This window comes from Paenibacillus solani, from assembly GCF_001277345.1.
GTDB classification, from domain to species: Bacteria; Bacillota; Bacilli; order Paenibacillales; family Paenibacillaceae; genus Paenibacillus_AQ; species Paenibacillus_AQ solani.
Map to the genome: position 1 here is coordinate 718,091 of NZ_LIUT01000008.1, position 14,280 is coordinate 732,370.

Annotated in this window: 10 protein-coding genes; 8 read left to right on the forward strand and 2 right to left on the reverse strand. The window is 50.8% G+C overall.

Features of this window, described 5'->3' with window-relative positions; translation table 11 throughout:
• The first annotated feature begins 32 nt into the window (after positions 1-32).
• Together AM231_RS27255 and AM231_RS27260 are read left to right on the forward strand one after the other, a co-directional pair.
• Entirely contained in the window at positions 33-1,211 is a 1,179-nt protein-coding gene (locus AM231_RS27255; protein ID WP_054405431.1) for an ABC transporter permease, read from the forward strand.
• Complete coding sequence (locus tag AM231_RS27260; RefSeq protein ID WP_054405432.1) at positions 1,204-2,367, forward strand: ABC transporter permease; 1,164 nt, start codon at positions 1,204-1,206, stop codon at positions 2,365-2,367. The genes AM231_RS27255 and AM231_RS27260 overlap by 8 nt, the downstream gene beginning before the upstream one ends.
• A gap of 136 nt (positions 2,368-2,503) precedes the next feature.
• Here the strand turns inward: AM231_RS27260 and AM231_RS27265 are convergent, their stop codons facing one another.
• Together AM231_RS27265 and AM231_RS27270 are read right to left on the reverse strand one after the other, a co-directional pair.
• Positions 2,504-3,316, reverse strand: coding sequence for an OmpA/MotB family protein (locus AM231_RS27265; RefSeq protein WP_054405433.1), 813 nt, complete (start codon positions 3,314-3,316; stop codon positions 2,504-2,506).
• Positions 3,300-4,094 carry a flagellar motor protein gene (locus tag AM231_RS27270; RefSeq protein ID WP_054405434.1) on the reverse strand — a complete coding sequence of 265 codons (795 nt, stop codon included), beginning with the start codon at positions 4,092-4,094 and terminating at the stop codon, positions 3,300-3,302. The genes AM231_RS27265 and AM231_RS27270 overlap by 17 nt, the downstream gene beginning before the upstream one ends.
• Positions 4,095-4,305: 211 nt before the next feature.
• Between AM231_RS27270 and uvrB the strand changes: the two genes are divergently transcribed.
• The 6 genes from uvrB (at position 4,306) to AM231_RS27300 (ending at position 14,263) form a co-directional block, all read left to right on the forward strand.
• The gene (uvrB, locus tag AM231_RS27275) at positions 4,306-6,297 is read left to right on the forward strand and encodes an excinuclease ABC subunit UvrB (RefSeq protein ID WP_054405435.1); all 1,992 of its coding nucleotides are present in this window, start codon (positions 4,306-4,308) and stop codon (positions 6,295-6,297) included.
• 101 nt (positions 6,298-6,398) lie between these two features.
• Positions 6,399-9,266, forward strand: a complete 2,868-nt coding sequence (uvrA, locus tag AM231_RS27280; protein WP_054405436.1) for an excinuclease ABC subunit UvrA — start codon at positions 6,399-6,401, stop codon at positions 9,264-9,266.
• 307 nt (positions 9,267-9,573) lie between these two features.
• A complete protein-coding gene (locus AM231_RS27285) occupies positions 9,574-10,530 on the forward strand; it encodes a fibronectin type III domain-containing protein (protein WP_054405437.1) in 957 nt (318 codons plus the stop codon).
• Positions 10,531-10,807: 277 nt separating this feature from the next.
• Positions 10,808-11,017, forward strand: coding sequence for a hypothetical protein (locus tag AM231_RS27290; RefSeq protein ID WP_053491219.1), 210 nt, complete (start codon positions 10,808-10,810; stop codon positions 11,015-11,017).
• Positions 11,018-11,250: 233 nt separating this feature from the next.
• A complete protein-coding gene (locus AM231_RS27295; protein WP_053491220.1) occupies positions 11,251-12,336 on the forward strand; it encodes a S1C family serine protease in 1,086 nt (361 codons plus the stop codon).
• Positions 12,329-14,263 (forward strand): copper amine oxidase N-terminal domain-containing protein, encoded by a 1,935-nt coding sequence (locus tag AM231_RS27300; RefSeq protein WP_054405438.1) that lies wholly within the window; start codon positions 12,329-12,331, stop codon positions 14,261-14,263. The genes AM231_RS27295 and AM231_RS27300 overlap by 8 nt, the downstream gene beginning before the upstream one ends.
• Positions 14,264-14,280 lie beyond the last annotated feature (17 nt).

A 14,280-nucleotide genomic window follows, 5' to 3' on the forward strand; every position in this document is an offset into this window, starting at 1 on the left:
AAAGTGGCATTCATGGGGGAGGAATACCGAAGATGAAAATGATGATAATCGCCTGGTTTGAGCTGAGGCGGATGGCTACCAGCCGATCGGTGCTGATCAACCAGTTCTTGCTGCCGCTCATCCTTATTTTTATATTGGGAAATGCGCTCTCGGGCTGGTTTGGCAATGATCAGGAATATCAGCAGGAGCCTATTCGAGTGGGCTTTGTAGGGAGCCCTGCAGATAAAGGTCAGCTGCCGGAGAGCATTCAAGCATTAACCAGCATGCCGGGTATCCAGGATATAGTGATCCAGCAGACTGCAGCCAGCCGCGAAGAGGTGGAAGATAAGCTGCGCAGGGACGATTTGGATTATGCGGTGGTGATCCCCGAATATTTTGATGAGCGAATAGGCCAGGGGGCGGAGGTGAAGCTCGAGCTGCTGCCGGGAAGAAACCACGATCTTAATCTGGTGGCAGATACTATCTTTAAGACCTTCATCGCGGACGTCAATCATGGGCAGGCTCAAGCTGTCGTTATGGGAGCAGAGAGGATGCTTGCAGTCCCAGCCACAGCGTCTGCTGCCTACGAAGGACCGAAGGTGGAGATCGGGGAACTCAGCGAGAAAGGGACCACATATACTGCCGCTCAATATTTTGCAGCCTCCATGCTGATCATGTTTCTGTTGTATTCAGGTCTCATGGCAAGCAGTAGTCTGCTGGGAGAGAGGGAAAGCCGGACTCTGTTTCGTCTGCAAAGCGCACCGGTGACCCCAGGCACTATCTTCGCGGGAAAAATCATTGGTTGCAGTCTGATCACGATTGCCCAGGCGGCAGCCATTGTACTTGGATCCCAGTGGATGTATGGGGTGAAATGGGGCCCGTACCCCTTGCTGCTCATGGCGGTTTGCCTATTAATCACCCTTGCCTCCATGACTCTTGCCACACTCATCACGCTCGTCTCCTCGACAGCAGCAGGGGCCAGGGGATTGATGCAGGCGATCATTATCGCCATGACGTTTGTCAGCGGAGGTTTTATGCCGCTTCCGGTAGAGTTCTTCCATAAGATCGGCGCCTTCACCGTCAATCATTGGGCGATGCAGAGCATGCTGCGCATGATGCTGAATAGCGACATTCACTTAATTATGACTTGCATCGGGATGCTGGCAGTTATAGCCGCATTCCTGTCGGCTGCGGCCATGGTGACGTACAGGAAGGTGGGATATCATGCATAGCTTAACCATTGCATGGCATATGGTACGGCGTACGCTAGGGAGAAAGAGAGGCTGGATCGTCAATCTGCTGCTCCCTTGCGTGGTCATTACCTTGACGGTGTTTCTCATGGGACAGACGACGGCCGCAAGCATTCTAGTTTCTTATGTGAATGAAGACGAGGGTCCGGCAGGCCAGCATCTGATGAATGAGCTTGAGCGCAGCGGTCAATATGTACTCAAGGAGTCCGTCAGCGAGAACAAGCTGAAAGAGGACCTAATCGAGAATAAGAGCACGATCGGCGTTTATATACCCGAGGGTTTTAGTGACGAATTAATCAACGGATTGGGACCTACGGTAAAAATATACGAAATTTCAACCTCGGAAGCTTCGGTGATGATCCGAATGACGGCAGACTCCACCGTTACGCGTCTTGGCGGTACGGCAGCCTTGATTCGAGAAACCGCAGAGGCAGACGAGGATGCCATGCTGTTGTTGGAAAAAGTGCTTCGTGAATCAGGAGAAAATCGGGTGGATACCCAAGTCACCGATCTGAATCTGTATGCCAAGCCGGGGATGTCGAACGTTACGGGATTTACCCTGATGTTCATGATGACTCTCATCACCAGCGTCGTGTCGATGATCATTGATGATCGCAGGCAGAGAACGTTGTCCCGTATGTACACGGCACCCGTTCGTGCGTATCAGATCGCATTGGGCAATTTTCTGGGAAGCTTGGTGGTCGGCTCGCTGCAGGTGATGATCATGCTCCTTCTCAGCCGATATGTGCTCCATTATGAATATGGAATTCCGTTACTGCAGCATTTCCTGATCCTGATGACCTTTATGCTGGTATCGTTAGGTCTGGCCAGTACCATCGCAGGCTTGGTCCGAAACGGTCAAAATGCGGCCATGATCAATTCCATGATCGTTATGCCAACCTGCATGCTCGGCGGGTGCTTCTGGCCGCTTGCGATCATGCCGGGATTCATGCAGAAAATCGCTAATTTTATTCCGCAAAAATGGGCCATCGAGGCTGTGGAGATCGCAGCTACAGGTGGTACATTATCCGATATTGGACTTCCGCTGGCCATACTCGGCTTGATGGCTGTCATTTTGCTGGCGGTAGGTTCCGCTGTCCTGCGGCCAAGCGAGAGCGCGGCAGGGCACCGTGCATAGGTTGAGGTTGGATCTCTTGGAGTTGGAAGAGGAATCGTAGGGAATAACCCTCATCAGTATATTTTTTTCAGAAAAAAAGGCCAGTATACGAGGGACAGCAGATTGTCTCGTATCTGGCCTATTGTAATAGGCTGTTTTATTCTCTTAACTGCCGCAGCACGGTAATTTCAACCCGCCGGTTCTTCTGCCTGCCTTCGGGAGTTGCATTATCCGCAGCGGGTCTCGTGTCGGCATAACCTGCATACTGGAAGCCTGCCGGGTTCAGCTTGCTCTCCTCGAGAAAGAATCTCAAGACCGACATGGCGCGAGCCCCCGAGAGCTCCCAGTTGTCCTTAAAGCTGGAGTTACGGATCGGTATGTTGTCCGTATGCCCTTCGATACTCACCGTGGTGTTTAAATTGCCGAACAGGCTTGCCAGCTTGCCCAGCACCGGAGCAGCCTCGGATTTAAGCTCGGCCTTACCGATGTCAAACAGGAAGCGGTCGCTTAACGTAATGGCAATTCCCTGCGGCTCGTCCGCGATAAAGATATCGTCCTCCAGCTGATTATCTTTCACATATTGCTGAATGAGCCCCATAAAGTTCGCCAGCTCTTCTTCTTGTGCCCGGAAGGCCAGCTCCCGCTCGGTTAGCGGCTGCGGGCCTTCTTCCTTGTCTTCCTCCTCCTCTACGACAGCCGGCGGTGAAGGCGGATTCTTATGGGTCTCCGTATCGGCAGTGCCGGTTATGCCGGATCCCATCTCCAGAATGCTGTCGCCGCTCGTGAAGGTGGCCTGCAGGGATTGGGTGACGAGTTTATATTTTTCCGTATCCAGCCGGCTCATGGCATACATTACAACAAAAAAGATCAGAAGCAGCGTAATCAGGTCGGCATAGGTAATCATCCAGCGGTCACGCTGGTCGCCTTCAGCCTGCTTACGGGTTCGCCGCCGTCTATTCGGCTGTCTCATGCGTTATCCTCCTTGAGGAAGGAATATCCGTGGTGCCAGCGTTAGCGAAAGTGGCCAGCTTTTTGCGAATCAACAGCGGGTGTTCTCCGTTCTGAACAGCGATAATGCCTTCAAGCTGCAGCTCCATAATTGCAATTTCTTCCTCGGAGCGTGCTTTAATCTTGGATGCAATGGGCAAAAAGATAATATTGGCACTTGCGACACCATATAAAGTAGCAGTAAATGCGACGGCGATCGAAGGTCCAAGGTTGGTAGGGTCCTGCAGACTCCCCAGCACATGAATCAAGCCCATGACCGTACCGATGATTCCCATGGTAGGCGCATACCCGCCGGCAGATTCGAATATTTTGGCATACCCTTCATGCTTCTGTTCGGCAGCTTGGATGTCGAGCTCCAGCACCTGGCGTACGATGTCAGGTTCATTGCCGTCAACGACCATCTGCATGCCCTCTCGCAGGAAGGGATCGCTGTGATCGGACGAGAGACGCTCAAGCGCCAGCACGCCGTCTCTTCTCGCCGTCATTGACATATCGATGATAGCGTCAATCAGCTCGTCTGAAGAACGATGGTTGCGGCCGAAGGCCAGTTTCAGTGCAGCCGGGATGGTGCGGAGCCTAGAGCCCGGGAAACTGACGATGACAGCAGCGAGAGTGCCTCCGAACACTATAAGCGCAGCAGCACCCTGCAGCAGACCGCTCAGATGCCCGCCTTCCCATAAGAAACCTCCAATCAAAGCGGCCAGGCCCGCGAGTATGCCTAGAATAATCGTAATATCCATAACGCTCTATCATCTCCTTAAGGAAAAATTGCCTGTTGAAATGCTCACTAAACTGTTTGCATCAAAAAAACGTAAAGGGTATAATGAGACGGGAACAAATATTCTTATCCATTGCAAAGACACCACTAATTTCCCCTAGTATATCATCGGGAAGTTTCGACATATCTTTTAGTATGATTTCCATTTTAGAGTATGAGGGTGATGAAGGGCAATGAGCGATTTAGTAGTTAGCACCAAATCCTTTGAGATCGAGTCCGAATTCCAGCCGCAGGGCGATCAGCCCACGGCTATTGATGCATTGGTCGAAGGCTTGCGCCAAGGGAAAAAACAACAGACGCTATTGGGTGCCACAGGAACGGGTAAGACGTTTACAATCGCGCAGACAATCGCCAAGGTAAACCGTCCGACACTCGTCATTGCACATAACAAGACGCTGGCAGCACAGCTGGCCAGTGAATTTAAGGAGTTCTTCCCGAACAACTCGGTGGATTACTTCGTGAGTTACTACGATTATTATCAGCCGGAAGCCTATATCCCTTCCTCTGATACCTATATAGAGAAGGATTCCAGCATTAATGAAGAGATTGATAAGCTCCGCCACTCTGCTACGAGCTCGCTGTTCGAACGGCGCGATGTCATTATTGTGGCGAGCGTATCATGCATATATGGTTTGGGTTCACCGCATGAATATGGAGAATTGCTGCTCTCCCTTCGGGTGGGCATGGAGAAGCCGCGCAACCAGATTTTGTCGCGGCTCGTTGATATTCAATATCAGCGGAACGATATCAACTTCGTTCGCGGCACATTCCGCGTGCGCGGCGATGTTATTGAGATTTTCCCGGCTTCGAAGGGGGAGCATGCTGTTCGTGTTGAGCTGTTCGGCGATGAGATCGAACGGATCACGGAGATCGATGTCTTAACCGGCGAGCTGGTTGGGGAACGTGATCATGTCGCGATCTTCCCGGCGTCTCACTTCGTCACCCGTGAGGAAACAATGCGGGTAGCACTCGTGAATATTGAGCGTGAATTGGAAGAGCGTCTTGAGGTTCTGCGCTCGGAAGGCAAGCTGCTGGAAGCACAGCGGTTGGAGCAGCGTACCCGTTATGATATTGAGATGATGAAGGAGGTCGGATTCTGTTCCGGCATTGAGAACTATTCTGGTCCTCTAACCTTCAGGGAGCCTGGAGCAACGCCGTATACGCTTCTCGACTACTTCCCCGATGATATGTTGTTTGTCATCGATGAATCGCACGTCACGCTGCCGCAGATCCGCGCTATGTATAACGGTGACCGGGCACGCAAAACCGTACTGGTTGATCATGGCTTCAGGCTGCCGTCCGCGCTGGACAACCGGCCGCTGAAATTCGAGGAATTTGAGGAGAAGGTCAACCAGATCATCTATGTATCCGCGACGCCGGGTCCGTATGAGATGGAGCACTGCGATACGATGGTCGAACAGATTATCCGGCCAACCGGCCTGCTTGATCCGATCATTGATGTGCGGCCTTCCGAGGGGCAGATCGACGATTTGATCGGCGAGATCCATGAACGGGTGGATCGTGATGAGCGTGTGCTTGTGACGACCCTCACGAAGAAGATGGCAGAGGACCTGACCGATTATCTGAAGGAGATCGGCATTAAGGTTCGTTATATGCACTCGGATATCAAAACATTGGAGCGGATGCAGATCCTGCGTGATCTGCGGCTAGGTACATTCCACGTGCTGGTGGGTATTAACCTTCTACGGGAAGGTCTTGATCTGCCGGAGGTTTCCTTGGTTGCGATTCTGGATGCGGATAAGGAAGGCTTCCTCCGGTCCGACCGCTCCCTCATCCAGACGATTGGGCGGGCGGCCCGGAACTCGGAGGGCAAGGTCATTATGTACGGTGACAAGATCACCGATTCTATGGATCGAGCGATTAAAGAGACCGAGCGCCGCCGCAGCATCCAGATTTCATACAATGAGGAGCACGGCGTTACGCCGCAAACGATTCGCAAGAAGATCCGCGATGTTATCGAAGCCACGAAGGTAGCGGAGGGCAAGGCGGATTATCTCGTGGGCGAGGGACAGAAGATGTCGAAGAAAGAGCGTCAGAATCTGATTCAGCGTCTGCAGTCCGAGATGAAGGAAGCGGCGAAGAACTTGCAATTTGAGCGTGCGGCCGAGCTTCGTGATGCGCTGCTGGAGCTGCAAGCAGAATAGAGGAAGAGATGAGTAACAGGGGGGGCGACCTGCACGGTCGTTCTCTTTGTTGAAATAGATGTTACACCATGCATGCCATATGAAGTAGGAGATGATATCGTTTGGCAAGTGAAAATATTATTATTAAAGGCGCACGCGCACATAATTTGAAGAATATCGACGTCACGATACCGCGTGATAAGTTTGTCGTTCTGACAGGGCTGAGCGGCTCGGGCAAATCCTCTCTCGCATTTGATACGATTTATGCCGAGGGGCAGCGCCGTTACGTGGAATCATTATCCGCGTACGCGCGCCAGTTTCTCGGACAGATGGAGAAGCCGGATGTCGATTCGATTGACGGCCTGTCGCCGGCCATATCGATTGACCAGAAAACGACAAGCCGCAACCCGCGGTCGACGGTGGGTACCGTAACGGAAATTTATGATTATTTGCGTCTTCTGTTTGCCCGCATCGGTCATCCGCATTGTCCGGAGCATGGCGTGGAGATTACTTCCCAGACGGTCGAACAAATGGTAGATCGCATCATGAAGTACCCCGAAAAGACGAGACTGCAAATTCTCGCGCCGGTCATTTCCGGACGCAAGGGCGAGCATAAGAACCTGTTCGCCGATATTGCGAAGCAGGGCTTCGTTCGGGTGCGCGTTGATGGAGAACTGCGCGACCTGTCGGAAAGCATTGAGCTGGAGAAGAATAAAAAGCATACTATCGAGGTGGTCGTGGACCGGATCGTCGTTAAGGAAGACATCGAGGCCCGTTTGGCCGATTCGATCGAGACGGCTTTGAATCTGTCAGGCGGTCAGCTTCTGGTCGATGTTATGGGGCAAGAGGAGCTGCGGTTCAGCTCTAATTTTGCGTGTCCGATCTGCGGTTTCAGCATGGAAGAACTGACGCCAAGGATGTTCTCCTTCAATACCCCTTACGGCGCTTGTCCGGAATGTGATGGCTTGGGCGTCGAGATGATCGTGGATCCCGAGCTGCTTGTTCCGGATACGAGCAAGAGCATCAACGAAGGCGCCTTTGCCGCTTGGAGCGGAGGGACATCGACTTATTATCCGCAGTTCTTGAGTTCGGTCTGCGTGCATTTCGGCATTCCGCAGGATAAGCCTGTCAGCACGCTCAGTCAGGAACAGATGAACAAGCTGTTATATGGTACGGGCAAGGAAAAGGTCCACTTCCGCTATGAGAATGATTTCGGCCAGCGTAAAGAAGCGCATGTAACCTTCGAGGGCATCATTCCAAATCTGGAACGCCGTTATCGTGATACTCATTCCGAGGGCATTCGCGAATACATCGAAGGGTATATGAGCAGCAAGCCATGCGATGTATGTAAAGGGCATCGACTCCGTAAGGAAAGCCTAGCGGTTACCATTAATGAGCGCAATATGGCTTATGTCAGCAGCTTGTCGATTGGGGAATCTCTGAATTTCTTCGATCACTTGGAGCTTAGTGCGAAAGAACAGCAGATTGCGAATCTCATTCTGAAGGAAATTCACAGCCGTTTGGGCTTCCTCGTCAATGTCGGACTGGATTACCTGACTCTAAGCCGTTCGGCCGGTACGTTGTCAGGCGGTGAAGCGCAGCGGATTCGGTTAGCTACGCAAATCGGCTCCAGCCTGATGGGTGTGCTGTATATTCTGGACGAGCCTAGCATCGGGCTGCATCAGCGAGATAATGACCGCTTGATCTCTACACTTGAGCATATGCGTAATCTGGGCAATACGCTGATTGTCGTTGAGCATGACGAAGATACGATGATGGCTGCGGATTATATCATTGATATCGGTCCCGGTGCAGGCATCCACGGTGGCCAGGTCATTGCCGAGGGGACACCAAAGGAGATTATGGAGGATGCCAACTCGTTGACAGGTCAGTATCTGAGCGGCCGCAAGTTCATTCCGGTTACCAGTAAGCGGCGCAAGACGGATGGACGCTGGCTGGAGATCAAGGGCGCGAAGGAGAATAATCTCAAGAATATTAACGTGAAAATTCCGATCGGCGTATTTACAGCGGTGACGGGAGTATCGGGATCCGGTAAATCGACGCTGGTTAACGAGATCCTCTATAAGACACTTGCCCGTGATTTGAATAAAGCAAAGGTGAGACCGGGGCAATATCGTGAGATGAAAGGCTTGGAGCATATCGAGAAGGTCATTGATATCGACCAGTCTCCGATCGGTCGTACGCCTCGTTCCAACCCGGCAACCTACACAGGCGTTTTCGATGATATCCGGGATATATACTCCCAGACGAATGAAGCGAAGATTCGGGGCTACAAGAAAGGCCGGTTCAGCTTCAACGTGAAGGGCGGCCGATGTGAGGCTTGCCGCGGCGATGGTATTATCAAGATTGAGATGCACTTCCTGCCGGATATCTATGTGCCTTGCGAAGTATGTAAGGGCAAACGATATAACCGCGAAACCCTGGAAGTCAAATATAAAGGCAAGAGTATTGCCGATGTCCTGGAGATGACAGTTGAGAATGCAACGGACTTCTTCCAGAACATTCCGAAGATTCACCGCAAGATGCAGACGCTGATGGACGTGGGCCTGGGTTATATCACATTAGGCCAGCCTGCCACCACGCTGTCCGGTGGTGAAGCGCAGCGTGTAAAGCTGGCTTCGGAGCTGTACCGCCGCAGTACGGGCAAAACGATGTATATTCTGGATGAACCGACCACTGGCCTGCATGTGGACGATATCGACCGTCTGTTAATCGTGCTCCATCGTCTGGTGGAATCCGGCGAATCGGTTCTCGTAATCGAGCATAATCTGGATGTCATCAAGACAGCCGATTATCTCATTGACTTGGGTCCCGAGGGCGGAAGCGGCGGTGGTACGATTATTGCTACCGGAACACCCGAGGAATTGGTAAAGGTACCGGAATCCTATACAGGCCGGTATTTGAAGCCGATTCTGGAACGTGATACGAAGCGGACCGAAGAGCTGCATAAGATGGAGGCAGCTCGTTAACAGCTGCCAGGATATTATGGATTGCTTGAGAGAGTGTCCATATCGTTAATCAGATGCACTGACTCGCGGTCAATCTTTACCAGCTAACACAATAGGTTTTAAACGCTTATCTTCCGTTCGTATTTAGTTTGTGCGATAAAAGCGCAGTGACAAAGCCCCGGTGGAAACACCGGGGCTTTTTTATAATGGTCGAATTGATGTTTAATTATGGAGCCTTTATGGTTGCTCCATTTTCATATTTTTCTCCAATATCTTCGTATTCCAGGATATGGTATGATCTTGGTGAAGCTAGTAACGGAGGGATGGCATGAAGAGGATCACAAGTTCAATTCTGGTTGCTCTGGCGGCAAGTGCTCTGTACATATACTCGTCTCCTGGTGTTCAAGCGGATGCAGGTGTGCCATCGGAGAAGGAGATTTCTATCTCCAAGGAATCCAAGGAAGAGACGAAACCACAGATTAACGGTCCTTCCCCGGTAGTTCATGGGACGGTTGTAGTTCAGGAATCTACCTTATCAACGCCTCCTACAGCAGGACCGAATCCCTCTCGTTCGGGGACAGAGTCGCAAGAGGCATTGGCGGATTCACTGACCAGTGTACCCACAACTCCAAAAGATCTGAAGCTTTATTATTTGAAGGGGCATATTCAGTTGGGCTGGACTCCGAAACCAGGAGAAACTTATAATGTCTACTCCAGTGAGCAGCCCGGAGGGAAGTATAAGCTGCTGCCTATGGCGTCGAAAGTGAGTACGGGGGCTTATACTGTCCGGGAAATGCGTTATCATGAGCCTACGTTCTATGTAGTTGAGGCTGTCAATAGTTTGGGCAAGAGCGGCTATTCCAACGAAGTTTCGAGCAGTCCGAATAAAGTAACAGGTCTAAAGGCTATTCTAAATGAGGAAGATGAATCCATTCGCTTAACGTGGTCAGATCCACAAGAAGGCATGGAATATCATTTATACTACGTCGGACCAGACGGGATGCTGTCAAGTCTGAATGAAGAGCCGATAAAGGACCGTTCCTATCTCATTCCGAATCACAACATGCTGTCCGGGCTTTCCGGCAGGTATGCGATCCATGTGATTACGGTGAATGAGTGGAACGTACATAGTGAACCGTCCAATGAGGTTGCTCTGGATGTTAAGAAGTATCCCGAGGATCGAATAACGATTACGGACCCGTCCGTGGCTTGGCCTAGTGAGGATTTAGAGGAGGAGACAGCGCCGCCTGGACAGAAACCGACTACGGAGAAGCAGGGGAACTAGAAGGCTAGTATAACCAGCTTTATGATCTTGCGATCTTTTGTCTGAAGAAGAAGCGAGGTTTTGCCTTGATTGACTCCTTATTATAAGCAAGCATGGTTTTGACTGTCGCCGTGATGAAAATCATGCTAATGTCTGACAATTTGGTTAAAAATGAGAAATATTTATGACTTTTTTTCGTTTTTCGTGACGGAGGGCTTGCATCTGGACGGGCACATGGATAACATAGAAGAAGATATGTAAATTTGACCGAGAAGAAACCCACGAGGAGGTACGATTCATGATCCTTGCAGCTGCATCGGATGCGACGGCGACATTTAAGACATTTGATATTTTTATGATTTTGTTTACGATTCTGATCTTTGTAGGTGTGGTTCGTTTGTTGATGGCCCGCCAAAAAAATAAATTCGCAATCGCTTTCGGTATCGTCAGCTTGTTAGTCTTCTTGTACTCTGACTATGCGATGATTACAGGATGGATTAATAATTAGGTTGGCTTTGGCACCGTATTCAAGCGGTTTATAAGACGAATGGAATACATACAAACAAGACGCCCGTCTGCTATGGCAGTATGAAGGCGTCTTTTTGTTATTAGGGAAGAGTGCACAGTCGCAGGATCATATCTAAGAAATAGGTCTTGAAGCAATGGTTGCAAATGGAAAAACATGATAAATTGAGGAGTACAAGCTGGATAGAGGATGGAACCGGGGGAGGAACTTAAGAATTGAAGAAGAACCAATGGGGTAAACGAACAGCGCCCGTACTGCTGGGAGCCATCATACTGGCCGGGAGCAGCAGTGGGATGATGCATACAGATGTTGTTCATGCAGCAAGCGCGAAGAGTCAGAGTACATACGAACAAAATATGGTGCCGCAGGTAATCAACCGGATGTCTCCGTCCGTTGTGGGCATCATCGGAAAGTCAGCAGAAGGAAGCGGCGAAGTGGATGACCGATACAACCTGGCACATGGTACCGGGGTGATCTGGAAGTCGGATGGCTGGATCGTGACCAATGCGCATGTGGTAGATGGTCTTACCGGAATCACGGTCGTGACCTCGGACGGTAAATCCTACAAAGCCAAGAAGGTCTTCAGTGATCCTAAGAGCGATATCGCTTTGGTAAAAATTAATGCCAAATCTCTGAAGCCGGCCCAATTTGCCGCAACGGCACAGCATGCGCTAGTGGGTGAGACAGTGGTTGCTATCGGCACGCCAATCTCCTTCTCATTGCGCAATTCGGCATCTGTCGGTGTCGTAAGTGGCCTAAACCGGAGTGTAGACGGCTCATACCGCCTCATTCAGACCGATACGGCCATTAACCCGGGAAACAGCGGAGGCCCGCTCGTGAATCTGAAGGGCGAGGTCATTGGAATTAATAGCAAGAAATTTGCTGCAGTCGGCATTGAGAATATGGGCTTCTCGATTCCCGCAGAAACCGTACATTACGTTGTAGACCATCTCATGAAATACGGCGAGGTTAGAAGAGCAGCCCTCGGATTGGAGTTGGAAGAAAGCTGGTCTGCGATCGTGGGGCTTCCTTCTGACGATCCGTTGACTGTGACGAAGGTGCTGTCTGCACAAGCCCAAAAAGCTGGCATACAAGAAGATGATGTATTATACGCGATTAATGGCAAACGCATCTATTCCGTCGTAGATATCAATGAACGATTAAAGCCATTCAAGCCAGGCCAGCAGGTTCAGCTGCTGATGCAGCGGGATGGAGATATCGTGAATGTGAAATTGACGCTCAGCCAGGACGGTTACGGAGCTGCTTCGTCAAGCGTTGGGGAGGCTGAGATCGATGAATAAGAGAAAAGGAACAAAACCAAGCCGGCGTTTGCGCCGGATGACGGCCGGAGCGATATCGGCTTTGATGTTATTTACGACATTATCGTTTCCTGTATGGGGAGATGACATGGTGCCGGAAAAACGTGTGCTTACGGTCCAAAACGGCAGCAGTACAGCGTCGGTCAATGGTACCTCGTATACAATTGCTAAGCCGCAGCTGAAGCAGGGCGTACTTATGGCTCCGCTGGGTGTGTTCAAGAAAGCGTTTGGCAGTGAAATCAAGCTGGAGGGTGAGAATCGGGTTCGGCTGCTGCAAGGAGCTCATACGATCGTGCTCGTTATCGACAGCAAGACAGCATGGATTGATGGCAAAAAAGTACAGCTTCCGGTTGAACCAACGATGATTTCAGGAACGCTGATGGTACCGCTGCGCCCGGTGGCTGCGGGTATTGGAGCGAAGGTAAGCTCTGCCCAGGGCAAGCTGTCGATCAGCCTCATCGTCATTGATAAGGAAGAGAAGCATGATCAGGACAAAATCGACAATACGAACGGGAAGACACGGATCGGGAACAGCTATTATGGGTGGAGCATGAATTATCCTTCCTGGATGATCGTTGGGAGAGGAACGGACGATGAGAGCGGATCTGCATTTAATGATGCTACAGGACGCTATTACCTGGAGGTGCACGCCTCCTCCCAGAAGGCCAAGCTAATCCCGGATGATCTGCTCGAACGTCTTCTGACTGAAGTGAGTGACTCTGGAGACGTAGTGCTCCATCAGGAGACCGTCTTGCGAGGCACTGTGCCGTATGCCAGAGTGATCTCGCGTGATGTGGATGGCGTCTTATGGGAAAGCCGGCAGTATTATGCCAATGAACGTGTGTATGAGCTGTATTTTGCCGATGGAGAAGCGGTTCACTACAAGGATATGGACAAACACGCAGGGCTGCTGGGCTCCTTCCGCACGAGCTATTCGGCAGGAGACAGAACCATCAAAGACGTATCCTCGATCGTGGCCGGACTGCGCGAAGCAGGGAACGAAGAGTATGGAATCTGGTTTGGCATACCCGCAGGCTGGGAGATCAACAACAAAGATATGTTATATGGCAAAGAAAAAGAAGGCTATCTGTCCGTCTTGGTGACATCAGCTCCCCCGGGAGCCGAGGGTACGCTTGAAGCTTGGGGACAGCGGCTTAAAGAATGGCTGGCGGAATCCTTCGTACAAGATTCATACGAATATGTTGGAATTAAGCCCGTGGTGATATCGGGCGTTAAAGGACAGATTCAGGAAGTGCGGTACAACTTCGGAGATCAATGGATAACGGAATATGAAGTGATGATCCAGAAGAACGGCTATCGTTATTATCTAGAGTATGCGGTACCGGATGGGCAGAAGAAGACGGCATCCGACTGGAAGAAGGTACTGGCATCTGTCGAGATCGATTATGATGTGGTACCCGAGAACTTCGGCCGTATTGGCGATGAAAGCTATTTAATGGATAAGACCAAGATGAGAAGCAAGAACTCGGAAGCCTACCACTATCATATTGATATTCCAAGGTACTGGGAACCGGCGAGAGATCAATTCGAGCAATCCCAAGTGGAATATGGTTTTGCTGGAGGGGGCTTCGAGATTAAGGTAGATCGGGACATTACCGCAGAATACATTGTCAGCAGCCTGAAACGCTACTATCAGGAGGCCGGATCGGCTTCAGGAAGCAAAATGAAACTGCTTGGTGTGGAGCAGAAGACATTCGCCGGTGTCCCTGCCACCACTTTCAAGGTGCATCAGGTCAAGGGTGGCGTGGGCTTTACGACAGAGGAGATTGTCTTTGAGAGCGGAGATATCGTTTATACGATTACGACAACGTTGAATGATGCGAATGCTACAGAAGCACAGAAGGCGGCACTGGAGCGCACATTGTCCTCATTTGAACTGGTAAAATAAGATCGTCAGGATTGTTT

What these genes read in the sequence shown, in the direction of transcription:
- AM231_RS27260 (WP_054405432.1), top strand. Translation starts at nt 1,204, where the DNA reads ATGCATAGCTTAACCATTGCATGGCATATGGTACGGCGTACGCTAGGG.
- AM231_RS27285 (WP_054405437.1), top strand. Translation starts at nt 9,574, where the DNA reads ATGAAGAGGATCACAAGTTCAATTCTGGTTGCTCTGGCGGCAAGTGCT.
- uvrB (WP_054405435.1), top strand. Translation starts at nt 4,306, where the DNA reads ATGAGCGATTTAGTAGTTAGCACCAAATCCTTTGAGATCGAGTCCGAA.
- AM231_RS27255 (WP_054405431.1), top strand. Translation starts at nt 33, where the DNA reads ATGAAAATGATGATAATCGCCTGGTTTGAGCTGAGGCGGATGGCTACC.
- AM231_RS27270 (WP_054405434.1), bottom strand. Translation starts at nt 4,094, where the DNA reads ATGGATATTACGATTATTCTAGGCATACTCGCGGGCCTGGCCGCTTTG.
- AM231_RS27300 (WP_054405438.1), top strand. Translation starts at nt 12,329, where the DNA reads ATGAATAAGAGAAAAGGAACAAAACCAAGCCGGCGTTTGCGCCGGATG.
- AM231_RS27265 (WP_054405433.1), bottom strand. Translation starts at nt 3,316, where the DNA reads ATGAGACAGCCGAATAGACGGCGGCGAACCCGTAAGCAGGCTGAAGGC.
- AM231_RS27290 (WP_053491219.1), top strand. Translation starts at nt 10,808, where the DNA reads ATGATCCTTGCAGCTGCATCGGATGCGACGGCGACATTTAAGACATTT.